This window comes from Marinithermofilum abyssi, assembly GCF_014641195.1.
Classification (GTDB): domain Bacteria; phylum Bacillota; class Bacilli; order Thermoactinomycetales; family DSM-45169; genus Marinithermofilum; species Marinithermofilum abyssi.
Genome location: NZ_BMHQ01000001.1, coordinates 254540 through 276708, shown reverse-complemented (window position 1 = coordinate 276708; position 22169 = coordinate 254540). Strand labels below are relative to the sequence as shown.

The following is a 22169-nucleotide window of genomic DNA, read 5'->3' as shown; positions in this document are numbered from 1 at the left end:
TAGTTTGGCCTGTATGAAATCCAAAATATGCCCCCCGTTTTCTTAATCTATCAACAGAAATAAATGAAAGAGATTCAATTGGACAGACCACCGAAAAACATACGGCTTTCATGGATTGAAAAAATATGAAAAATGCCGAAAGGCGAGGTATAAAAGGGGTTGCCTCTGTCCACAATGGATGCTGAGGTGATAACCAAATGAAACCTGAAGAACCTAAAAATGTGAAAAATGTCGAGAAAATGCCGCGACTCAAGTGGAAGCGTCTCTTTGCGAAAAAGTGGTTTTTCCCGGCGGTATACATGGCGGCTGCAGCACTCATTCTAACCCTGGTGTGGTGGTATCAAAACGCCCAGGATCAAGGCGTTACCCAGCCGAAAACCGGGTTGGAAGAACTGAAGCAGGAGATTCTGCCCGCTGACGAAAAGCGAGAATCTATGATTTTGCCGACAGATGCCGGGGCTGAAGCCAAACAGACCATGGGCTATTATGAAGAAGCCGGTTCGGAGAAATCCAAAGAAGCCTCGCTGGTGAAATACGCCAACACCTATTGGCCCCATACCGGGATCGATTATGCCCGCAAAGACGGCAAAAGCTTTGAAGTCGTTGCTGCGATGAGCGGAAAAGTAATTCGCGTAGAAGAGAATCCGCTGAATGGCCAACAAGTGGAGATCCGTCATGACAATGGTTTGGTCACGGTGTACCAAAGCTTGGCTGATGTTCGTGTAAAAGAGGGGCAGAAAGTGGCCCAGGGCGATGTGATCGCCAAAGCCGGGAGCAATCAGTTTGAAAAAGAAGCTGGCGTTCACTTGCACTTTGAAGTCCGAAAGGGCGGAGAACCCGTCAACCCGGAAACATACCTGAAGCAAGCCCGCTGAAAAAGGCATATACTGAAAAAGCCCTTCCCCCTGAAAACGGGGGAAGGGTTTTTTCAATTGCTCTGTGAACGCCCAATCGGTGGACAACCTTCCTATTAAGAAAATAACGTTGCGAAAGGGTTTGGTAAATAAAGGATAAAACCTGTAAGGGCTCATTTTTTGGATTTGATGGGTTGGTTGGGGGCGAAGAAGCGCTTTTTTGGCTTGTCACGGCTTGTTAGATGAGAATAACCGTCAAAACGCCTCATATAATGTACCAGACATTAGGGAGAAGGAGGCGAAGGCCGTGCACGACTACATCAAAGAGCGAACGATCAAGATCGGACGCTACTTCGTGGAAACCCGAAATACCGTTCGCACCATCGCGAAAGAATTCGGGGTTTCCAAGAGCACGGTGCACAAAGATTTGACGGAACGATTACCGGAAATTAACTCCGAATTGGCCAATCAGGTCAAAGAGATTTTGGAATATCACAAATCGATTCGTCATCTTCGTGGGGGGGAAGCAACGAAAATCAAGTATAAGCGGCAAAAGCCGCATAAGGAAAAACGGCCGGTGGAGACAACCTGATTCGTCGCATGAAACGATGTACCTGTAAACCATCGGCCAACCGTTCAGCATTGTACTGAGAATATACATAAACCAGGGGTATCATATCCGGGGGACAACAGCGCTCATGTCTCAGGGCTGTGGTGTACGGCTGGCCTTTTGGGTGGAAGTTCCTTTCCACCTAGTTTCTTTTTAGGGAGTAGGCTTGGATTTTTTTTCAGACAACGTTTTCCTTTTTCAATTCCCGTTATCTAGTAGACTTCATTCAGGAGTTGCGATATATTCTATCTATAGAAAGAGTGCGTTTCCATAGGCAATCGTTCGATTATCAGCGTGCTCCTTTTTGAGGTGGACGAGCTGCCCCCGTTGAAAATTCCTGCATGGAGTGGATGCCTATGCAGCGGGAACAGAATGAACAACCGCGCGATGATTCCGAAATGACCTTGAACGACAGCGGCGGGTCTGATGAGGAGAAGCAGGAGGCGGTCACAATAGCCAAGCCAGCAGTGAAGGACGGCGTTGAGGACCTGCGCGGCGAGGAGAGGAAACAGACAGAAACCCTATCCGCAGATCAGGTGATACCAGACAAGTCCGGTGATGAGTCAGAAGCGCCGCACACAGAAGAGACACAGGTTGCCCAGAAGGAAAGCCCTTCTTCCCCTGATACAGCCAAAGAGCTTTCGGATAAAAGGAAACCTGCGGGTGAACTGAAATGGCATAAAAAGCAGTCTTTGCAGTCTTTGCCGGAAAACCAGAAGCCCCTGCCGGCTTCGGATCAGGATACGTCTGCTGCTGCGTTGGAAGCGGAAGTTCTTCTTGAGGAGAAGATGGAGGAAAGAGAGGAAGCGGAACCCGGTTCTTCCCGCCCTCTGTGGAAAAAAGGGCTGATCTACAGCTTGACCTGGTTGCCGCTCATTTGTTTGATTGCTTTGATTGCCGGACTGATTCTCGGTTACAGTATTATAGGAGACCAACCTATAGGGGATTTATTTACCCGGAACCTATGGGAGCATTTATACAATTTGATCTACGGGTAAGAAGACCCGTCTCCGCCGTAAACCTTCTCGGCAGGGCGGGGTCTTTCATGTTATCCGTCGTATCCAGCTTCGTACCGGGTATACTACCATCAGGACCGTAAGGAGGGACCCCGATGAATTTGCCCAATCTACTCACGCTGCTTCGTTTTGCACTCATACCTTTATATTTAGCATTATTCTTTTCGGAGTTGCCGGGGCGGATACAATGGGCTTTCGGGGTTCTCCTCTTGGCTGGGTTGACCGATGTCATCGACGGATATCTGGCAAGGAAACACCGTCAAGTGACGCAGCTGGGGATCATGTTGGATCCGCTGGCGGATAAGTTGATGATGTTGGCGGTCTTTTTATCCCTGTTTTTGACGAACCGCATCGGGATTGCGGCGGCTATCGCCATTATCCTCCGGGATGTAAGCATGATCGTGGCATCGGCGTTTTTCCACTTCCGGGGCAAAAAGACCGTGCCGGCCAATGCCATGGGGAAGCTGACGACGGTGTTGTATTATGTGGCATTGTTTTTGCTGATGTTTGACCATCCGGTGGCAGGCGAGTTTTTGTGGGGCGTCATCATTTTTTCCTTTTTGACGTCGCTGATTTATCTATTTCAATTTAAACTATTGAACGAGAAAACGATGTAAGCGGGATCCGTTTCGGAGGTGTCTTGGTTGGCAGAACGCAATATTATCCGTACTATGTTGGTGGAAACTCCGTCGATTCCCGGAAACTTGGGCCGGCTGGCGACCGCAATCGGCTTGGTCGGTGTAGATATCGGGGAAATCGAAACGGTTCAAGTTGGACCTACTTCCACCATGCGCAACATCACGATTCACTGTGAAAGCGAAGAACAACTCGAAGAAGCGGTACAAGCCATTCACGACTTGGACGGCGGCATTCGGCTTCATGCCGTTTCCGATGAAGTGCTGAAAGCCCATGAAGGCGGGAAAATCCAAATGAAAAGCCGGATGGATATCCGCTCTCTGGCTGATCTCCGCAGGGTGTATACTCCGGGTGTGGCCAACGTGTGCAAAGTGCTGGAAGAAGAGCCGGATAAAGCTTGGGTATATACCAGCATTGGCAACACCGTGGCGATTGTGACTGACGGGACGGCTATTCTCGGATTGGGGGATATCGGCCCGATCGCCGGCATGCCGGTCATGGAAGGCAAAGCGGCGCTTTTTGACCGGTTTGTTGGCATCAGCGGGGTTCCGATTCTGTTGGATACCAAAGACCCCGATGAAATTGTGGAAACCGTAAAGCATATCTCGCAAACCTTCGGCGGTGTCTTGCTGGAAGATATTGGATCTCCTCATTGTTTTGAAGTGGAAGAACGGTTGAAAAAAGAGCTAAAGATCCCCGTCATGCATGATGATCAGCACGGAACCGCCGTAGTGACGCTTGCAGCGGTCATTTCCGCATGCCGCAGTGCGGGAGTTGACCTGAAAGAAGCGGAAGTGGGACAGATTGGACTGGGGGCTGCCGGCCTGGCGATTTGCCGGATGTTTAAAGCTTACGGGGTAAAAGGTGTCTATGGTGCCGATCTGTCAGATGACGCCAAGGCGCGCTTGGCGGAATACGGCGGCACACCGGTGGATTCCCTCTCGGAATTGATGGAACAATGTGATATTGTGATCGCAACTACCGGTTGTCCTGGGTTGATCAAGCCGGAAATGGTCCGCAAAGGGCAAGTGATTTTGGCTTTGTCCAATCCGAAGCCGGAGATCCGGCCGGAAGAAGCGCTGAAAGCGGGGGCCGCCTATGCCGCTGACGGAAGATCTGTCAACAACGTCCTGGGCTTCCCGGGCATTTTCCGCGGAGTTTTGAATGCCCGGGCACGGGAAATTACCCACCCGATGCTGGTAGCAGCAGCTGAAGCGATCGCTAACAGTACGCGCCCGGGGGATCTGGTTCCCCATCCGCTGGATCCCCGTGTCCATGAAGCGGTAACCCAAGCGGTAGAACGGGTGGCTAGAGAAGAATCGGTCTAAAGTTCTTTTAGCCGGATTTTCCGTGGACATCAATCAGACACCGGAGGATTTCCTCCGGTGTCTTTTATTTGAACCCTCCGGTTCCTAGGTAACCGGGGGACGTTTTTTATTGTAATGCGCCCCCGTTGCTTTCATACGGGTTTTTGGGTGGAGTATACGGGATACTATGGTACAATCACGGAAACGGCACAATTGGATCTGCCCCACAACTCGACATTCTCGGATGATTATTGGAGAAGTGGGGTTTTTCTTCGGTTTTCGGTATAATGAAAACGGTGATTTGGAAAAGGAGATGACATCATGGAAATGGATATACGGGCGATCCAGGAAGTGATCCCCCACCGTACCCCTTTTTTGCTGGTGGATAAGATTGTGGAATGTGAGATGGGTAAACGGGCAGTGGGTATTAAAAATGTCACAATGAATGAACCTTTTTTTCAAGGCCACTTTCCAGACTATCCGGTCATGCCCGGGGTATTGATCGTAGAAGCGCTGGCACAGGTCGGAGCGGTAGCCGTATTGGGGCTGGAGGAGAACCGCGGGAAAATCGGCTTTTTTGCCGGGATCGACAAATTCCGTTTTCGGGGACAGGTTAAACCGGGAGATACGTTGACGCTGGAAGTAGAGATGCTTCGTTTGCGTGCATCCATGGGCAAAGGAAAAGCAGTGGCCCGCGTCGGTGACAAGGTGGTGGCAGAGGGCGAAATAATGTTTGCCATTGCTGATCCTGCAGAGTAGACATAAGTAGGGAAAGTGCCGTGAGGGGCGGAGATTTACATGAACAGGCGGACACACAGGTACAATATGACCCACAAGGGTAAACTGAAGAGGACACCGTTAAACAGCCCGATGGTCCAGGCTCCCGGATGTTGTTCTCTGCTATCTTCCGCTTCCATGTAACTTCCCGCCTTTCGCGCAGCTGATACATATAGTATCGGATGGGTGCCGGTCATTCATCCGCTCATCACGGGAATGTAAAGTTCCTGTAAACCTTTTGTAATCAACGGAACCATCCGCTTCATCGCACCGTTGTCATGTATCAGGACTTTTCATTGAATCGTATGCTTTAAAACCGGCAAAGGTGCCAGTTCAATTTTGAGATCGCAGGAGGGTTTGCGATGAAAGTGGTGACAGTGGTCGGTGCACGACCTCAATTTATCAAAGCGGCTCCTGTTTCCCGTGCACTGCGGAAACACGGAGAGGAAGTATTGGTTCATACCGGTCAACATTACGACCAAGCGATGTCGGATGTGTTTTTCGACGAATTAAAAATCCCGGCTCCGGATTACCATCTTGGAGTCGGTTCCAAATCCCACGGTGCCCAAACAGGAGAAATGTTGGCGAAAGTGGAAGAAGTGCTGATGAAAGAACAGCCGGATGCCTTGATGGTGTATGGGGATACCAACTCCACGCTCGCGGGGGCTTTGGCGGCGTCCAAGCTGCATATCCCGGTGGCTCATGTCGAAGCCGGTTTGCGCAGCTTTAATCGGCGGATGCCGGAAGAGATCAACCGGGTACTGACCGATCATGTTTCTTCCTGGCTCTTCTGTCCCACTGAAACCGCCGTGCGCCATTTGGCCAAAGAAGGTGTGACCCGGGGAGTTTACGTGACCGGCGATGTCATGGCGGATGCCGTCCAATTTAATCGGCAGCTGGCCGATCAACAATCAACGATCTTGGATGAATTGGGTTTGGAGAAAAAAGGGTATCTGTTAATTACTCTTCACCGGGCAGAAAATACAGATGATCCCCGAAGGTTGTCTCAAATCGTGTCTGCATTAAACGAGCTGGAAGTGCCGGCAGTGCTGCCGCTTCATCCTCGAACCAAAAACAAAATGAACCAACAGGGGTTGTCTTTTGATAATCCGCATCTCAAAGTGATCCAACCAGTGGGCTATTTGGATATGCTTCAATTGGAAGCCCATGCCCAAAAGATTTTGACCGACTCCGGCGGTGTGCAAAAAGAAGCCTTTTTGGTTCAAGTTCCTTGTATCACCATGCGGGACGAAACGGAATGGGTGGAGACGGTTGAGAAAGGGACCAATGTGTTGGTCGGTGCGGACAAAGATCAAATTCTCCACGCTGTTGCATCCTTCAACGTGGATTTCACCCAGGTGGAAGACGTGTTTGGTGATGGTCGGGCTGCCGACCGGATCGTAGACCACCTGTTGAACGAAGCTTGAGCGGAAGAAGGGAAGGATCACTTCCGCTGAAGTGTCTGGTCGAGCAGAGAGTTGCCGGCTTTGCGGCAAGCCGTTTTGCCATCGATCCCCACCGTTTGACAAAAGAGCAAGTGGGAAAACGGAGCCGCAAAAGCGCAGGGTCGATCGAAGAAGCGTTTGGATTTACATGCCATGCAGTGTGAGAAAAGAGCGTTTATTCTTGTGCGGCTTCCTTGATGACATTGAGATCAAAATAGAGGGAGACGGTTGGTTGCCATGAGCCTTCAAGTATTGGTGATTTCCCACATGTATCCCAACCCGGCGAATCCCATGTCAGGGATTTTTGTCCACAACCAGGTGAAAGCTTTGAAGGGGGAAGGGATTCAGTGCCGGGTCGTGTCACCCATTCCCCGCTTTCCCTTTTATCCAAAGTGGAAAGGATACCGCAACTTTCCCGCCAGCACCAAAATGGACAACATCTCGATCCGATATGTTCCCACCTGGATGTTTCCTGGGGGTATGTTTTTTTCCGCTTACGGCCGTCTTTATTACAACAGTCTGGTAAAGGAAATCACGGAAATTCGCAAAAGCTTCCCCTTCGACCTGATTCATTGTCATACGATTTTCCCCGATGGTTATGCAGGAACCAAACTGAAAGAGGTCTTCGATGTTCCTGTTGTCAGCACGATTCACGGTTCCGATATCCGTCTTTATCCCCAACGGAGCAAGGGGGTTTACATCCGAACGGAGACAGCGTTGCGCCTGAACGATCATGTTGTGACGGTAAGTGAACGGTTAAAGAGGGATGCCCAAGAGATTGTTGCCGGTGTGGAAGCTACCACCATTTACAACGGGTATGACCCCGACAAGTTTTATCCTACCTCCCGGGAGGAAGCGCGTACCAAGCTGGATCTGCCGTTGAAGGAAAAGGTGGTCTTGTTTGTCGGCAATCTGTATCCGGTCAAAGGTGTTCCCTATTTATTGGAGGCTTTTGCCCGTGTCGCCAAAGAAGATCCCGATTTCCACCTGTATCTAGTGGGAGACGGCCCGCTTCGGTCGGAGCTGAAGCGAAAGGCGAGGGAAACAGGGGTGGGTGACCGGATTCGTTTTATAGGCCGGCGTCCCCATGATGAGATTCCGGTATGGATCAATGCGAGTAACGTTGTGACACTGTCCAGTCTGAGTGAAGGATTGCCTTCTATTCTGCTGGAATCAATGGGTTGCGGCAAGCCGGTGGTTGCCACGGATGTGGGGGGCATTTCGGAGCTGTTGCAACACCAGAAAACGGGTTTTTTGGTCAAGCCGAAGGATTCCGAGGAGATGGCCCATTACTTGGGGATCATTCTTCGCAATGAGAACGGGATCGCTCGGGATATGGGGGAGCGGGCATATATCGAATCCGGCAGCCTGACATGGCAGCAGAATGCCAAGAGAATGCGCAAGCTATATGAAGAAGTGGTGGGTAAGGTAAAGTCAAAGCTAAAGAAAATATGAGATTTTGTTAAGACTCTCCTCAGGGGATACCCAAAACATTGCAGCTATGTTACATTGGAATCGAGTTTTGTAATCTTTGTGTAACATTTCCCTGCCGGCCGGTCGGCTGGCTGTTCATACAAAAGTTCGGAGCTGGAAGAAAAGAGGGACGATCGTTGATACGATACGGTATTGTCGGTTGTGGACATATTGCAAAAAAACACGTGGATGCCATTGCTGCCGTTAAAGGTGCAGAGTTGACGGCAGTGTGTGATAAGGATCCAGATCGCCTGGAGCCTTTTCTTCAAGAGGGAGTAGAAGGCTATACCGACCTGGCAGACATGTTGCAATCGGATCGGTTGGATGTCGTCAACATTTGCACACCCAGCGGGTTGCACCCGGCACTTACCATCCAAGCCGCAGAAGCGGGCAAACATGTCGTGGTGGAAAAGCCGATGGCATTAACACTGGAAGATGCGGATCGGATGATTGAAGCGTGCGAAAAGAATGGAGTGTTGCTGACGGTGGTTCACCCCAACCGCTTCCGTCCGGCGATGAAGGAGTTGCGCCGTAAGATGGAAGAAGGGGCGTTCGGCAAATTGAGCCATGCCAACGCCACCGTGCGTTGGAATCGAAATCAAGAATACTATGACCAGGCTCCCTGGCGGGGAACCCGAGCTCTCGACGGCGGGGTGCTGATGAACCAGGCGATTCACAACCTGGATTTGCTCCTGTGGATGATGGGAGAAGTGGAAGAGGTTTCTTCCTATCATGCCACCCGTCTGCGCAACATTGAATCTGAAGATACTTCGGTGTCCGTGTTGCGTTTTAAAAACGGAGCGCTGGGCGTGATCGAAGCGGCGGTCACCATCTATCCCCGCAACTTGGAAGAATCCCTGTCCGTGTTCGGTGAGAGTGGAACGGCAGTGATCGGCGGGCGTACCGCCAACTGGATCAAAACCTGGAACTTCGAAGGGGTCTCCGAAGAAGAAACGGAAAAAACCGTTCAACGTATCGAAGAGGACCCCTTTGGTGTGCCTGGACATCAATGCATCATTCAGGACATGACGGAAGCAGTGAAAGAAGGGCGCCAACCCGTGGTCAGCGGAGAGGACGGGCGGCGGGCACTGGCCTTGGTGATCGCTTGCCAGACGGCGGCGGAAACCGGGAAAGCCGTGAAGATGTCGGATCTGGAACGAAAAAGCAAGAAAGCGGGGGACCCTCAATGAAGCAGACACCTTTGTTGGATCTGAAAGCCCAATATGCCGGGATTAAAGAGGATGTGGAAAAAGCTGTATTGAACGTATTGGAAAGCGGCCGTTACATCCTGGGTCCGGAAGTGAAAGCGTTGGAGGAAGAAGTGGCTACCTTCAGCGATGCCCGGTATGGCATCGGTGTCGGAAACGGTACCGATGCACTGGTGCTGACCTTGGATGCTGCCGGGGTCGGACCGGGAGACGAAGTGATTACTTCCCCCTTCACTTTCTTTGCTACTGCCGAATCCGTATCCCGTTTGGGAGCCAAGCCGGTATTCGTCGATATCGACCCGAAAACGTTCAACCTGGATGTATCCCAAATCAAAGATAAAATCAACGAGCGGACCAAAGCGATTATCCCGGTGCATATCTTCGGCCAGCCGGCGGATATGGACGAAGTTATGGCTTTGGCTCAAGAACACAGCCTGTTCGTTCTGGAAGATGCGGCTCAGGCGATCGGTGCCGAGTACAAAGGGCGCAAAGTGGGCTCCCTGGGTCATGCGGCCACCTTTTCCTTTTTCCCGACCAAAAACCTGGGCGGATATGGAGACGGCGGGATGATCGTCACCGACGATCCCGAGCTGGACAGTAAGCTTCGCAGCCTGCGGGTCCACGGACGGAGTCCCAAGTCCAAGTATTATAACAGCCTGATCGGCTATAACAGCCGTCTGGATGAAATGCAGGCCGCCATCCTGCGGGTTAAGTTGAAACACCTGCAAAGCTGGAACGAAGCCCGGCGGAAACATGCCCGGCTCTATGATGAGCTGCTGAAAGATACGCCGGTGGTGACCCCCTTTGCCGCAGAGGACCGGAAGCACATTTACCACCTGTATATCATTCAGGCGGAAAACAAAGAAGGGCTGATGGAGCACCTCAAAAACAACGGGGTGGCTACCAACGCCTACTATCCGGTGCCGTTGCATCTGCAGGAAGTCTACCGGGATCTCGGATATCAAGAAGGCGATTTGCCGGTAGCGGAGGCCGCTTCCAAACGGACCATGGCCCTGCCGCTTTATCCGGAGCTTTCCGAAGAGATGATCCGACACATTGCCAACCTGGTAAAAGTCTTTTACCAATAAGTGAGGATGATGGATAGTGAGCATGGAAAATACTCTCGCAAAAATCAACGATAAATCGGCTGTGATCGGTGTTGTCGGTCTGGGTTATGTGGGTCTTCCCCTGGCCGTGGAAAAGGCGAAAGCCGGATATCGAGTCATTGGTTTCGATGTGCAACAAAAACGCGTCGACATGGTAAACGACGGGATCAACTACATCGGGGATGTGGTGGATGAGGAGCTGGCCGCGATCGTGAAAGCCGGCAAACTTAAAGCCACCACCGATTATTCTCACATCGAAGAAGTGGATGCCGTCGCCATTTGCGTACCGACGCCGCTGGATCTGTACCAACAGCCGGACACTTCCTATGTGGAGGCGTCCACCCGGGAAATCGCCAAACGGCTGCATCCCGGCATGCTGGTGGTTTTGGAAAGCACCACCTATCCCGGAACCACCGAAGAAGTGGTGAAACCGATCCTGGAAGAAACCGGACTGAAAACCGGCGAGGATTTCTATTTGGCTTTCTCCCCGGAGCGGGTGGACCCCGGCAACAAGGTGTATAACACGAAGAACACCCCCAAAGTGGTCGGCGGGATTACGCCTGCCTGTACCCGGGTGGCGGCAGCACTGTACCGCAACGTACTGGAAGGGGAAGTGTTTGAGGTATCTAGCCCGGCAGTGGCGGAAATGGAAAAAATTCTGGAGAACACCTTCCGCAATATCAACATCGCCCTTGCCAACGAGATGGCTATTCTTTGCAACAAGATGGGCATTGACGTGTGGGAAGTGATTGAAGCGGCCAAAACGAAACCCTATGGCTTTATGGCTTTCTACCCGGGGCCGGGTCTGGGTGGACACTGTATCCCGATCGACCCCTATTACCTCACCTGGAAAGCCCGGGAATACAAGTACCACACCCGCTTGATTGAACTGGCCGGGGAAATCAACAACTACATGCCGGAATTCGTGGTGGAGCGCACCATGAAGATTCTCAACCGTTACGGCAAAGCGATGAACGGGGCAAACGTGCTGATCTTGGGTGTCGCCTACAAGCGGGATATCGATGATATGCGCGAGTCGCCGGTGCTGGACATTATCCGGCAGCTGGAGAAGTACGGGGCCAACTTGACGGTGAACGATCCGCACATTCCTTCTTTCAAAGTGGACGGACGCACCTATGAGAGCGAAGAGTTAACGGCCGAACTTCTGGAAAAAGCAGATATCGTGCTCGTCACCACCGATCACACTGCCTACGACTATCAGCTGATTGCCAATAAGTCCAAAGTGATCTTTGATACGCGGAATGCACTGAAAGATGTGAAGGAAATCCGCGCCGATTACGAAAAGATTTGAGGGGTTTTCCATGAATCACGTGATTCATCCGACTGCGACCAAAGGCGTAAATGTATCGGTGGGCCATTTCTCCGTTATTGAAGAAGACGTCATTTTAGGCGATAATGTGACCATCGGAAACCATGTGACGATTCATGCCGGAACCCGTATCGGTTCCAACGTCACCATTTCCGACAACAGTGTGATCGGACGCTGGCCCAAGCCGGCCAAAACCAGCACGGTCAAAGTGGATGCCGAACTACCTCCCCTGGAGATCGGGGAAGGTTCCACCATCGGTTCTCAGGTGGTGCTCTACCGGGGCAGTCGACTGGGCCGTGACGTGCTGGTGGCGGACCAGGCGTTTATTCGGGAAAAGTGTTCGATCGGAGATGCTGTAGTCATCGGCCGGGGAGTTGCCGTAGAGAACCAAGTCCGAATCGGTTCCTACACCAAGATCCAAACCAATGCTTATATCACCGCATATACCACATTGGAGGATCATGTTTTTATCGCACCTGCGGTTACGACAACCAACGACAACTTCATGGGGCGCACAGAGGAACGCTTCCGCTATGTCAAAGGACCTCATGTAAAGACGGGGGCTCGGGTCGGCGGCGGAGCTGTTCTGCTTCCCGGTGTGACTGTTGCAGAAGAGAGCTTCATCGCCGCAGGTGCCGTAGTCAACCGGGATACGGAGCCGGCCCAAGTGTACGTCGGTGTTCCGGCACGGCTTTTACGACCGGTTCCCGAAAAGGAGCTGCGCCCCAAGTGAAAAGGTAAAGGGGCATTGTATGCTACAGAAAATCAAACAACTTTTCTCTGATTCCGCGGCCTTTGCGATCGCGATGATGGGAAACAAACTGGTCGCCCTTTTTCTGTTTCCCATCTACACCCGAAGCCTGGAACCTTCCCAGTTCGGGGATTGGGATATGACCAACACGATTGCAATGGTCGTCACCTATTTGTGTATACTGGGCACGGATACAGCATTGGCATTTTACTTTTTTGACGCCAAGGACGAAACCGACCGGCGCGCATATTTCACATCCTCCGTGTTGTTTCCCACGGCCATCAGCCTCATCTTTTTATTACTTGCTTTGCTTGCCGGCGCGCCTTTGGCGAATGTGCTCTATGAAAATCCGACCGGGTATGAAGCGCTGATCTTTTACGCGATGTTGACCATTGTCGCCAATGTGATCATTCAGCAAGTGTTGGCCTATGCGCGATTCAGCCGCCGCGTGTGGACCTTCAATATCGGGAGCATGGGCTACGTGATCGGCTCTTCCGTTCTAAGCATTTACTTTGTAGTTTATGAAGGGGCCGGTGTTGTCGGCATTTTTGTCGGCCAGGTCATTGGCCAATGGATCGTCGCTTTGATCCTGATGTGGATGTTCCGTAAAGAATTTACACGTCATATCACCCGTAAGCATATTACGGATCTTCTCCATTACGGAGCTCCCTTACTGCCGACTTTGTTGGCTTTTTGGGTGATGAACGCCCTGAGCCGTCCGATGATATACCATATGATTTCGCCAGAACAGGCAGGGATTTTTGGCGCAGCGGTCCGGTTGGCCAGTATGATCGCCCTGCTGACAGCCGCATTTCAGTTGGCGTGGCGCCCCTTCTCCATGTCGATCAAGGAGAGGGAAGATGCCCCTCGGATATACAGCTTGTTGGGACGTGCCTTTTTGGTGATCGGCACCTTCTTCATCATGGGACTGACCTTCATTATCGAGCCGCTGGTCAGGCTGATTACCGGTTCGCCCGAATATTTCGCGGCGTATCCCTACGTATGGATGCTGTCACTGGGCACAGTGCTGAACACGATGCACTTGATCGTCGGTGTGGGTCTTTTGATCCACAAACAAACCAAAACCATCTCCAAAACGTTCATGGTTGCATCGGTCCTTTACTTTATCGGGAACTTCATCCTTATCCCCGTGGTTGGAGTATGGGGCACAGCGGCCATGTCCGTCATCACGTATCTCTTCGTTTTCCTTTCGATTTATCGAAAAGCTCAAGCCGTATACACCGTTGATTTTCGGATGCGGTCGATGCTGAGCTATTTCGCACTGTATCTGGGATTGATGGTCGGCATTACATGGCTTCAGGTGAATGACTGGCAGGGATTGTGGTTCTACTATGTGATAGCAGTCATTGTATTGGTTACGGCTGTGTTTGTCACGGGACTGTTTGATTTCCGGTCTCTCGCCGTCATTCGCCAGCGGTTGCTCAAACCTGCACGAAAAAGGTGAGTGTCAATGAGTACTCTTCCTCTGCCGAGACAACAAAAACTGAATATGTTGTTCAATTTGATGGTGATTTTCGCCGTTTTGGGGCCAACGTTGGGAATCCCGATGCCGGGTTTTAAAATGACATTTTTCCGTCTGGCGTTTATCCTCCTGGCAGCAGGGTTGATTCTTCGCTGGGTGAATCAGCAGCGGCTGGAGTCCTTTCATATGTACCCCATACGGTGGTACACGGGCTTTTTCGCTTTCTGGGTTACCTATGCCGTACTGTCGTTGACCTGGGTGGTCAACATGGGAATGGGAATCAAGTATGTCGTTTTCCTGTTCACGATGCTCCTATTATGTCTTTCTTTTCCTTTCTTTGTAAAGTCGGAAAAGAACCTGGAGCAGACCAGCCAGGTCCTGTTCGGCGTGTTTTCCCTGATCGTTGTCTACGGTTTGATTGAAGCCGTTACTTTTTGGCACTTGCCCTCTTCCCGGTATTTCGGAAAAGACAGCGGAGATCCCACTTCCTTCTTCAGCAACCAGAACGACTTTGCTACGGCGATTACCTTGGGTCTCCCCTTTCTGGCAACGGCGATGTATATGATCCCGATGCGCAGGAAGCTGCGGACGACGGTATATATCATCGGCGTGATTGCCCTGTGTTGCTTGTTTGTGACCGGCTCCCGCAGCAACTCCGGTTTCGCCCTGCCGCTGGCGTTTTTCACCTGGTTGGCGATTCTCCCCTTCTCGGTGAAACGGGAAGACCTCAACCGAAAAAACGTGACAAAAGGTATTGTGTTGGTGCTGGTGGCGGCAGTCATCACCGTCGGTCTGACCTCGACACTGTTATCGGATAAAACCCGAAGCAAACTGGGAACGACCTTAGGGGTTATTCATGATTTGCGGCAGCCTTGGAATTTCCAAGAAGGTGGGCAACAACCCCAGGGTGAAGAAGAGCCGGCCTCCGGGGATAAAAGCATCGCGATCCGGAAGTACCTGATTATGAACGGCCTTCATTTCCTGCGGAACAGCCATTACATGGGAGTGGGCGCCGGAAACATCGAAGCCCTCATGAAAGGGGCCCCCGGTGTGGAAGGTAAGACCAACATGCACAATTGGTGGGCGGAAGTGCTCGTCAACTTCGGCGTTCCGATTTTTGTGATGTACATGGGGCTTTATTTCTGGCTGCTGTACCGCTTGTGGCGGTTGGCCAGTTTGAAGCGGTCACCCCAGATTTCGCCATGGATCCGGTGGGGAGCAGCTGCTTCCTTCATCTCCTTGATCGGATACTTCTTTGGCGGGATGTCACCCAGCACAGCGATTCATTTTACACCGATGTGGGTTGTTTACGGCTTTGCCCTGGCGGTGGTGGCTACGGGAGAGCGAGAAATCGGACGGAACCGAGAGGAATCATCGACAGCATGACGGAAACGGAAAGGGGACCGACGATGGCGGAGAAAGTAATGATAATGAGCTCCGTTCACATCTACAACGATTCGCGGATTTTGCACAAACAGGCGGTATCCCTCGCCCGTGCCGGTTATGATGTGGAGCTGCATGCGTTGGCGGATTTTGGAGAAAAGTGGATCCAGGGAGTGAAAGTGGTGGGGCTTCGGCCCCATCGTTCCAAGTGGGAGCGTCTGGTGAACGGGTGGCGGCTGTATCGCCGTGCCCTGTCAAGCGGAGCAGACCGCTTCCATTTTCATGATCCGGAGTTGCTCCCCTGGGGCTGGCTTCTCAAGCGGAAGACCCGTTCTTCGGTCATCTACGATGCCCATGAGGATCTGCCCAAGCAAATCCATACCAAACCCTGGATTCCGAAGCCCATGCGTTCCCCTTTGTCTAGGCTGGTACACCGGGTGGAGAAGGGGTTGGCCAAATCATTGTCGGCGGTGGTGACCGCCACCGAATCCATTGCCCGGCAATTTACGGATGCCGGTGTACGCAGGGTGGAAGTGATCAAAAATTACCCCTTACCGATGGAAGTGGAACCGGCCGGCGAGCGGGACGAGGTCAACCGGATCTTGTATGTGGGCGGTATCTCCTATTTGCGGGGATATAAAGAAATGATCGAGATGATGGATCATCTTCCAAAAGAGTTGGAGGCAGAGCTTCATCTCATCGGCCCCCTGCAGCACATCCGGGAAGAAGATCGTGATGAGGAGCGGTTGCGGGAGAAGAAGGTTTTCCTGCACGGCCGGATTCCGTTCGAGGAAGTTAAGGGGTGGCTGTCGAAAGGAAAGGTGGGGCTGGTTTGTCTCCATCCCATTGAAAACTACCGTGAGTCATTGCCGATTAAATTGTTTGAATATATGGCTGCCGGGCTGCCTGTCGTGGCCACCGATTTTCCGCTGTGGCGGGAAATCGTCACCGGGAGCGATTGCGGACTGATGACGGACCCGCTTAACCCCGAAGAGATGGCAGAGAAGGTGGCTCGGATCCTGCAAGATCCCGAACGACGTGAGGAAATGGCCGAGCATGGCCGCCGCGCTCATCGGGAAATCTACAACTGGCAAGTTGAGGAGAAAAAGCTGCTCCAGCTTTACCAGGAGTTATCAGGGGAATAAGGAAGTGAATCTGTTGCGTATCTGGATTGCTAACCACTATGCCGTTCCGCCGAATCTCGGAGGGATTACCCGACATTATGAACTGGCCCGGGAGTGGGTGGAGGAAGAGGGAGCGGAGGTTACGTTGTGGCTCTCTTCCTTTAACCATTCCCGACGCACCTTTGTGACGGACAAGGACAAACAGGAAATCGAGAAGGTTCCAGGTCTCCGGCTGCGGTGGCTGTGGTCGTTTCCGCATGCCCGGAACGATGCCCGACGGGTCATCAATATGGTTAGCTTTGCCGCTCTGTTTTTTCTCAAAGGCTTGTTTCAGGGGCGGCCGGATGTGCTGATCGCTTCCTCGCCGCATTTGTTGACCGGATTTTCCGGTTGGCTCCTGTCCAAATTGAAGCGTTGTCCGTTTGTATTCGAGGTGCGGGACTTGTGGCCCGATACGTTGATTAAGATGGACGGTTTGAAGAATCCGTGGGTGATTAAAGCGCTTACTTGGATGGAATCCTTCCTGTATCGTAAAGCGGATAAAATCGTCGTATTGACGGAATATCAACGGAAGTTCGTTCAACAGAAAGGGATTGATCCCGAAAAAATCAGTCTGATTCCCAACGGGATCGTTGTGGGATCATGGGAGCCGGACCCCTCTTTGAAATCGGAGTACCGGCGGTTGATGGGCGTGCCGGAGGATCATTACGTGGCTCTCTATGCCGGGGCTCACGGTCCGGCCAACGCATTGGAGTATGTGGTGAAGGCGGGGGAGCACCTGCCTGACGACATGTCCATCGTCCTGATCGGGGACGGTCCGGAAAAAGCCAAGTTGAGACGGATTGTGGAGGAAAAGGGTTTGACCAATGTCCGTCTCTTGGATCCGGTTCCGAAAGGGGAAGTCTACAACTACATTCAAGCAGCGGACGCTGGTATCATCTCTTTGGCCGACAATGAGATTTTCCGCGGTGCCCGACCCAACAAGCTGTTTGATTACATGTTTGTGGGCAAGCCCATTATTACCACGGTAGACGGAGAAGTTCGCGAGATTGTGGAAGAGAACCAAGTCGGCATCTTCAGCGGGGCCGAAAATCCGGAAGGTTTTGCCCGCGCGATGATACAGCTGAGGGATACTTCCCGGGAAGAGCTGGATGCTATTGCCCAACGGGGGCGCAATTATATCGACCGTGCCGGCGACCGGAAGAAGCTGGCCCATCAGTTGTATGACGAACTGACCTGGGTGGAAAAGAAAGCGGAAGTGGAAGCACAATAAAAACACCCCCTGTACTTCTGAGTACAGGGGGTGTTTTTTAGCGCCGGGTATTCATGCTGTCCAGTCGCAGATGGTGTTTCAGTTTATGTTGAATCCGTTGTTTCTCCTGTGGATCCACAACGAAATAGTAGATGCCGCCGATGGTGCGGTCAGTGCCATTGATGTGGAGGCTTTTCATCTGTTTGCGATCCATTTCCGAATAGATGCGTTGCAGTTGGATCATCTCGATGGGCGAAATGTCCGTCACCACGTTTTCTCCCACGTGCTTCAGGATATTGTCCAGTTTGGGAATGGCGTACACGGATGTGCCTTTTTCCAGGATGCCTTTGATCACTTGTTGTTGTCGGTCGTTGCGGCCGAAGTCCCCTCGAGGATCCACTTTCCGCATTTGGGCAAAGCCGAGGGCCTCGTCGCCGTTCAGGGTCATTTTGCCTTTTTGATATAGTTTCCCTCTGAATTCGAAAGTGAAGGGGACATGGACGGTGACGCCGCCCAGTTCATCCACGATCCGGCGGAATCCTTCCATGTTGACCTTGGCATAGTGATCGATCGGAATGTCCAGGAAGTTCTCTACCGTGCGGATGGTCAGATCGGTTCCGCCGTATGCGTAGGCGTGGTTGATCTTATCATATCCGTGACCCGGAATCTCCATATAGGTATCCCGGGGGATATTCATCATCTGCACGGTTTTTTCCTTGGGGTTGATGGTCATCACCATCAATGTATCGGAGCGGCCGGAGTCATGTTGCCGTTTGTCCACTCCCATCAACAGGATGGATACCGGCTCTTCGGATATATCCACCGCACTCGGCCGCTTGTCCGATTTTAGCCGTTCCGAAGGTTGATACGCTTTATTAATCGCATCATAGAGATGATATCCATAATATCCGATGATCCCCGCGCCGATGACGATCAGCGTGAGAAAGATCTTCAGCCACTTTGCCATAGAATATGAACCTCTCTTTCTTTCTTAAGCGTCTGTAATACCACAAAGATGGTTTATACCCGCATTCCGTCGAATTTAAAACAAAAAACAAAAATGGTTCAATATGACATCTCTATTGTAAAATGCCTTTGAGAAAAAAGATCAACCGTCAATTACTGTAAATGGATGGACTGCCATTTGAAATCCAGCATCATGTTTAATCAGATATCGAGAGGGAATGGGTTATTATAACAATAATAGTCCCGCTATCATCGTCTAAGGACTGGACAAAGGAGCATCCTATGGATATGAAGGTTGCAGAGTTATTCGTCCGTTCATTGGAGAACGAAGGGGTTCGCTGGATTTTCGGTGTTCCCGGTGAAGAAAATCTGGATTTGATCGATGCATTGCGCAACTCGTCTATTCAGTTTGTGGTGACCCGCCATGAGCAGGGGGCGGCGATGATGGCTTCCGCTGTGGGAAAGATAACGGGAATCCCCGGGGTTTGTCTGTCCACCTTGGGGCCTGGTGCCACCAACTTGGTGACGGGAGTGGCCAATGCGAACATGGATCACGCTCCTTTGGTAGCCATCTCCGGTCAGTCGGGGCTGGGCACGTTTCATAAGGAATCCCATCAATATCTGGACTTGGAGGCGTTGTTCCAACCGGTGGTAAAGTGGCGGACGACCATTCATCAACCGGAGAGCGTGCCGGAAATCATCCGTAAATCCTTCCGTACGGCAGCCAGTGAGAAGCCAGGAGCCGTACATATCAGCCTGCCGGAAGATGTGGCGGCGATGGAGGCCGATGGCCGGCCGCTTCCATGGAATGTGGTGTCCCAAGGTTTGGCCTCCCCTTCGGAAATGGAACAGGCCGTCCAGCAGGTAAACCGTGCTAAGACCCCGGTGATTTTGGCGGGCAACGGCGTATCCCGGGCCGGCGGGGAAGAGGGAATCCGGAAGCTGGCCGAGAAACTGCAGGCACCTGTGTTAGAGACATTCATGGGTAAAGGGTCTCTTCCCTGCTCCCATCCCTTGAGCCTGCCCATGGGTTTATATCCGGATGATCTCCCGCTGAATGCAGCACTCCGGGCGGACCTGATCATCGCTGTCGGGTATGACATGGTGGAAACTCCGCCCGAAATGTGGAATTCCAAGGGAGTACCTGTGGTTCATATCGACAGCCAGCAACCGGAAGTAGATGCCCATTATCCGGTGTCCGCCACTGTGGTGGGCGGCATCCCGTCCAATCTCCACCGATTGGCGGAAGCCGTGGAACCGAAAGAAAAAGATCCCTATTGGGAATCCCTGCATGAACGAATATGGAAGGAACTTCGTTCTGGAGAAAAGGACGACTCCTATCCGGTGAAACCGCAGCGGTTTTTGCTTGATTTAAGGGAAGTTATGAATCCGGAAGACCGTTTGTTGGTGGATGTAGGAGCCCATAAGGTATGGGCGGGGCGACTGTTTCCCTGCTATCATCCCCAGACCTGCTTCATCTCCAATGGACTGGCTTCCATGGGGATTGCGTTACCCGGTGCGATCGGAGTCAAACTGGCCGATCCCGGGAGAAAAGTGGCGGCATTGTGCGGCGATGGTGCCTTTCAGATGAATGTACAGGAGTTGGAGACGGCGGTTCGGTTGGAGTTGCCGATCGTGATTGTTGTATGGCGGGATGGAGGGTACGGTTTAATCGAATGGGAGCAAGAGGTACACTTTGGCCGCTCTGCTCATGTTCGATTTGGCAACCCGGATCTCGTCAAATTGGCAGAAGCTTACGGGGCTCGCGGATACAGGGTGGAACGCACAGAAGAGCTGCAGCCGCTACTGGAACGGGCGTTTAAACAGGACGGCCCCGTGGTCATCGATTGTCCGATAGACTACGGCGAAAACATGAAGCTGACGCAACGGTTGAGAGGACACGATAAACGCAGTTGATCAATTGTTGCGAGGGCCAATGGCCAACTTGATTTTTCTTTCGCGAAGATAGATTTTTGCCGCTTTCCCTATTCTAAGGGAGCTTTTTTTGCTGCCGAAGTTCACGGAACTGTCACATAAAAATGCGGAACATCCGAATGAACTGGTGTAGGGTGGAAAATGAGCAGCGGGAGAGGATTGGTAACCATACCCTCAACACAGGAAAAAGAGACTATTGTCGGTTGTCCTCTCATATAAATGGGAAGGTGAACGGCCATCGATACATTCATCTTCCGGACATCGGGCAAAAAGAAGGTTTTTTCCAATTGGACGGTCAGGGGAACCTAACAGGAGAGAATCGCGTTGAATGGATTGAACCCCGTAAAACGCCTTTCGTCGGATAAGGGGAATGCACAGGTAGGTTCCAACCGTTCTAGATGTTGAGAGAAGGATATATTGACGGGTGAAAGGGAGTTGTATGTACGATGAAAGTGCTGGTCACAGGTGGAGCAGGTTTTATCGGTTCACACATCGTCGACAAATTGATCGCTCGTGGAGACGACGTAGTCATTGTAGATAATCTCAGCACGGGAGATGAAAGCTACATTCACCCCGAAGCTTCATTTTACCGGATGAATATCGAAGACGAGCGGATTTTGGAAGTGTTTGAACGGGAGCGGCCCCAAGCAGTCATCCATCAGGCGGCTCAATCTGCGGTACCGGTTTCGGTGGAGGATCCGATCCGGGATGCACAGATCAATATCCAGGGCACCATCCGAGTGCTAGAAGGCTGCCGCCGTTACGGAGTGGAAAAGGTGGTCTACGCTTCTTCCGCGGCCGTCTACGGCAACCCGGAGTATTTACCCATCGATGAAAAGCACCCCGTCCGACCGCTTTCTCCCTACGGCATTTCCAAATATACGCCGGAACACTACTTGCATGCCTATCATGAATTGTACGGCTTGCGGTACACGATTTTTCGGTATGCCAATGTATACGGCATCCGTCAAGTAGCCAAAGGGGAAGGCGCCGTCATTTCCATATTCATCGACCGGTTGCTGAAGGGTGAGGATCTCATTATTTTCGGTGATGGAGAGCAAACGCGGGACTACATTTATGTAGATGACGTGGCAAACGCCAATGTGGCTGCTCTCAGTCAGGCGGACGGAGAAGTGCTCAACCTGGGTACCGGGAAAAGCACCAGTCTGAACGATTTGGTAAAAACCTTACAAGCCGTGAGCGGAAAAGAAATCCAGCCGGTATATGGAGAAGAGCGTCCGGGGGATATTAAGTACAGCTATTTTGACAATCGCCGGGCTTTGGAACGATTGGACTGGACACCTGCAGTCGGCCTGGAAACCGGACTGAAGCAAACATACGAATACTACAAAGAGTGTATGGGCAGATAGGTCTAACCGCTGACGGCCCGTTGATTGCTCTCCGTACTGCCTTCTCTTGTTTGTAACATGATTGTAAAGTGATTGTAAAATACGTTACAGGACCTATTGTAAAACGGCGGGTTCTGCAGTATACTTGGTACCAGTTGACGAGG

20 protein-coding genes are annotated in these 22169 nt (G+C 51.8%); 18 read left to right on the top strand and 2 right to left on the bottom strand.

Translation table 11 applies throughout. The annotated features are described in order from the left end of the window. Positions 1-197: 197 nt before the first annotated feature. The 6 genes from IEW70_RS01320 to fabZ all read left to right on the top strand — a co-directional run bounded on the left by IEW70_RS01320 (position 198) and on the right by fabZ (position 5182). Positions 198-875: a M23 family metallopeptidase gene (locus tag IEW70_RS01320; protein WP_188646124.1), complete on the top strand. Its 678-nt coding sequence runs from the start codon at positions 198-200 to the stop codon at positions 873-875. A 286-nt stretch (positions 876-1161) separates the two neighbouring features. Beyond that, positions 1162-1446: a sporulation transcriptional regulator SpoIIID gene (spoIIID, locus tag IEW70_RS01315; RefSeq protein ID WP_188646123.1), complete on the top strand. Its 285-nt coding sequence runs from the start codon at positions 1162-1164 to the stop codon at positions 1444-1446. Positions 1447-1820: 374 nt separating this feature from the next. Beyond that, positions 1821-2462 (top strand): DNA-directed RNA polymerase subunit beta, encoded by a 642-nt coding sequence (locus IEW70_RS01310; RefSeq protein ID WP_188646122.1) that lies wholly within the window; start codon positions 1821-1823, stop codon positions 2460-2462. Positions 2463-2575: 113 nt separating this feature from the next. After that, positions 2576-3097: a CDP-diacylglycerol--glycerol-3-phosphate 3-phosphatidyltransferase gene (gene pgsA / locus IEW70_RS01305; protein WP_188646121.1), complete on the top strand. Its 522-nt coding sequence runs from the start codon at positions 2576-2578 to the stop codon at positions 3095-3097. A gap of 54 nt (positions 3098-3151) precedes the next feature. Further along, positions 3152-4444 carry an NAD-dependent malic enzyme gene (locus IEW70_RS01300; RefSeq protein ID WP_373285895.1) on the top strand — a complete coding sequence of 431 codons (1293 nt, stop codon included), beginning with the start codon at positions 3152-3154 and terminating at the stop codon, positions 4442-4444. A gap of 300 nt (positions 4445-4744) precedes the next feature. Beyond that, positions 4745-5182 carry a 3-hydroxyacyl-ACP dehydratase FabZ gene (fabZ, locus tag IEW70_RS01295; protein WP_188646119.1) on the top strand — a complete coding sequence of 146 codons (438 nt, stop codon included), beginning with the start codon at positions 4745-4747 and terminating at the stop codon, positions 5180-5182. A gap of 35 nt (positions 5183-5217) precedes the next feature. Here fabZ and IEW70_RS18025 read toward each other — a convergent pair whose 3' ends face one another. Continuing rightward, positions 5218-5340 carry a hypothetical protein gene (locus IEW70_RS18025; RefSeq protein ID WP_268234807.1) on the bottom strand — a complete coding sequence of 41 codons (123 nt, stop codon included), beginning with the start codon at positions 5338-5340 and terminating at the stop codon, positions 5218-5220. A gap of 222 nt (positions 5341-5562) precedes the next feature. Here IEW70_RS18025 and wecB point away from each other — a divergent pair, with 222 nt between their 5' ends. The 10 genes from wecB (at position 5563) to IEW70_RS01245 (ending at position 17776) form a co-directional block, all read left to right on the top strand. Continuing rightward, on the top strand, positions 5563-6627 hold the full coding sequence (gene wecB, locus IEW70_RS01290; RefSeq protein ID WP_188646118.1) for a non-hydrolyzing UDP-N-acetylglucosamine 2-epimerase: 1065 nt from the start codon (positions 5563-5565) through the stop codon (positions 6625-6627). Positions 6628-6882: 255 nt separating this feature from the next. Continuing rightward, positions 6883-8100: a glycosyltransferase family 4 protein gene (locus tag IEW70_RS01285; protein ID WP_188646117.1), complete on the top strand. Its 1218-nt coding sequence runs from the start codon at positions 6883-6885 to the stop codon at positions 8098-8100. A 155-nt stretch (positions 8101-8255) separates the two neighbouring features. After that, on the top strand, positions 8256-9308 hold the full coding sequence (locus IEW70_RS01280; protein WP_188646116.1) for a Gfo/Idh/MocA family protein: 1053 nt from the start codon (positions 8256-8258) through the stop codon (positions 9306-9308). After that, a complete protein-coding gene (locus IEW70_RS01275) occupies positions 9305-10414 on the top strand; it encodes a DegT/DnrJ/EryC1/StrS family aminotransferase (RefSeq protein ID WP_188646115.1) in 1110 nt (369 codons plus the stop codon). The genes IEW70_RS01280 and IEW70_RS01275 overlap by 4 nt, the downstream gene beginning before the upstream one ends. Before the next feature lie 22 nt (positions 10415-10436). Next, complete coding sequence (locus tag IEW70_RS01270) at positions 10437-11744, top strand: nucleotide sugar dehydrogenase (RefSeq protein ID WP_188646291.1); 1308 nt, start codon at positions 10437-10439, stop codon at positions 11742-11744. Between the two features lie 10 nt (positions 11745-11754). Continuing rightward, positions 11755-12495 carry an acyltransferase gene (locus IEW70_RS01265; RefSeq protein ID WP_188646114.1) on the top strand — a complete coding sequence of 247 codons (741 nt, stop codon included), beginning with the start codon at positions 11755-11757 and terminating at the stop codon, positions 12493-12495. A 19-nt stretch (positions 12496-12514) separates the two neighbouring features. Beyond that, positions 12515-13978 (top strand): lipopolysaccharide biosynthesis protein, encoded by a 1464-nt coding sequence (locus IEW70_RS01260; RefSeq protein WP_188646113.1) that lies wholly within the window; start codon positions 12515-12517, stop codon positions 13976-13978. A 6-nt stretch (positions 13979-13984) separates the two neighbouring features. Beyond that, positions 13985-15382: an O-antigen ligase family protein gene (locus IEW70_RS01255; RefSeq protein ID WP_188646112.1), complete on the top strand. Its 1398-nt coding sequence runs from the start codon at positions 13985-13987 to the stop codon at positions 15380-15382. 23 nt (positions 15383-15405) lie between these two features. Then, on the top strand, positions 15406-16524 hold the full coding sequence (locus IEW70_RS01250) for a glycosyltransferase family 4 protein (protein WP_188646111.1): 1119 nt from the start codon (positions 15406-15408) through the stop codon (positions 16522-16524). Between the two features lie 4 nt (positions 16525-16528). Then, on the top strand, positions 16529-17776 hold the full coding sequence (locus IEW70_RS01245) for a glycosyltransferase family 4 protein (protein WP_188646110.1): 1248 nt from the start codon (positions 16529-16531) through the stop codon (positions 17774-17776). 37 nt (positions 17777-17813) lie between these two features. Here IEW70_RS01245 and IEW70_RS01240 read toward each other — a convergent pair whose 3' ends face one another. Next, positions 17814-18722, bottom strand: coding sequence for an LCP family glycopolymer transferase (locus tag IEW70_RS01240; protein WP_188646109.1), 909 nt, complete (start codon positions 18720-18722; stop codon positions 17814-17816). Positions 18723-19003: 281 nt separating this feature from the next. Here IEW70_RS01240 and IEW70_RS01235 point away from each other — a divergent pair, with 281 nt between their 5' ends. Beyond that, positions 19004-20638, top strand: coding sequence for an acetolactate synthase large subunit (locus IEW70_RS01235; RefSeq protein WP_229751718.1), 1635 nt, complete (start codon positions 19004-19006; stop codon positions 20636-20638). 464 nt (positions 20639-21102) lie between these two features. Then, on the top strand, positions 21103-22026 hold the full coding sequence (locus IEW70_RS01230; protein WP_188646107.1) for an SDR family oxidoreductase: 924 nt from the start codon (positions 21103-21105) through the stop codon (positions 22024-22026). Positions 22027-22169 lie beyond the last annotated feature (143 nt).

Excerpts from the sequence above, each read along its gene's own strand:
- IEW70_RS01320 (WP_188646124.1), top strand. The coding sequence starts at position 198 with ATGAAACCTGAAGAACCTAAAAATGTGAAAAATGTCGAGAAAATGCCG.
- IEW70_RS01310 (WP_188646122.1), top strand. The coding sequence starts at position 1,821 with ATGCAGCGGGAACAGAATGAACAACCGCGCGATGATTCCGAAATGACC.
- pgsA (WP_188646121.1), top strand. The coding sequence starts at position 2,576 with ATGAATTTGCCCAATCTACTCACGCTGCTTCGTTTTGCACTCATACCT.
- IEW70_RS01300 (WP_373285895.1), top strand. The coding sequence starts at position 3,152 with ATGTTGGTGGAAACTCCGTCGATTCCCGGAAACTTGGGCCGGCTGGCG.
- fabZ (WP_188646119.1), top strand. The coding sequence starts at position 4,745 with ATGGAAATGGATATACGGGCGATCCAGGAAGTGATCCCCCACCGTACC.
- IEW70_RS18025 (WP_268234807.1), bottom strand. The coding sequence starts at position 5,340 with ATGGAAGCGGAAGATAGCAGAGAACAACATCCGGGAGCCTGGACCATC.
- wecB (WP_188646118.1), top strand. The coding sequence starts at position 5,563 with ATGAAAGTGGTGACAGTGGTCGGTGCACGACCTCAATTTATCAAAGCG.
- IEW70_RS01285 (WP_188646117.1), top strand. The coding sequence starts at position 6,883 with ATGAGCCTTCAAGTATTGGTGATTTCCCACATGTATCCCAACCCGGCG.
- IEW70_RS01275 (WP_188646115.1), top strand. The coding sequence starts at position 9,305 with ATGAAGCAGACACCTTTGTTGGATCTGAAAGCCCAATATGCCGGGATT.
- IEW70_RS01270 (WP_188646291.1), top strand. The coding sequence starts at position 10,437 with ATGGAAAATACTCTCGCAAAAATCAACGATAAATCGGCTGTGATCGGT.
- IEW70_RS01265 (WP_188646114.1), top strand. The coding sequence starts at position 11,755 with ATGAATCACGTGATTCATCCGACTGCGACCAAAGGCGTAAATGTATCG.
- IEW70_RS01260 (WP_188646113.1), top strand. The coding sequence starts at position 12,515 with ATGCTACAGAAAATCAAACAACTTTTCTCTGATTCCGCGGCCTTTGCG.
- IEW70_RS01255 (WP_188646112.1), top strand. The coding sequence starts at position 13,985 with ATGAGTACTCTTCCTCTGCCGAGACAACAAAAACTGAATATGTTGTTC.
- IEW70_RS01250 (WP_188646111.1), top strand. The coding sequence starts at position 15,406 with ATGGCGGAGAAAGTAATGATAATGAGCTCCGTTCACATCTACAACGAT.
- IEW70_RS01240 (WP_188646109.1), bottom strand. The coding sequence starts at position 18,722 with ATGGCAAAGTGGCTGAAGATCTTTCTCACGCTGATCGTCATCGGCGCG.
- IEW70_RS01235 (WP_229751718.1), top strand. The coding sequence starts at position 19,004 with ATGGATATGAAGGTTGCAGAGTTATTCGTCCGTTCATTGGAGAACGAA.
- IEW70_RS01230 (WP_188646107.1), top strand. The coding sequence starts at position 21,103 with ATGAAAGTGCTGGTCACAGGTGGAGCAGGTTTTATCGGTTCACACATC.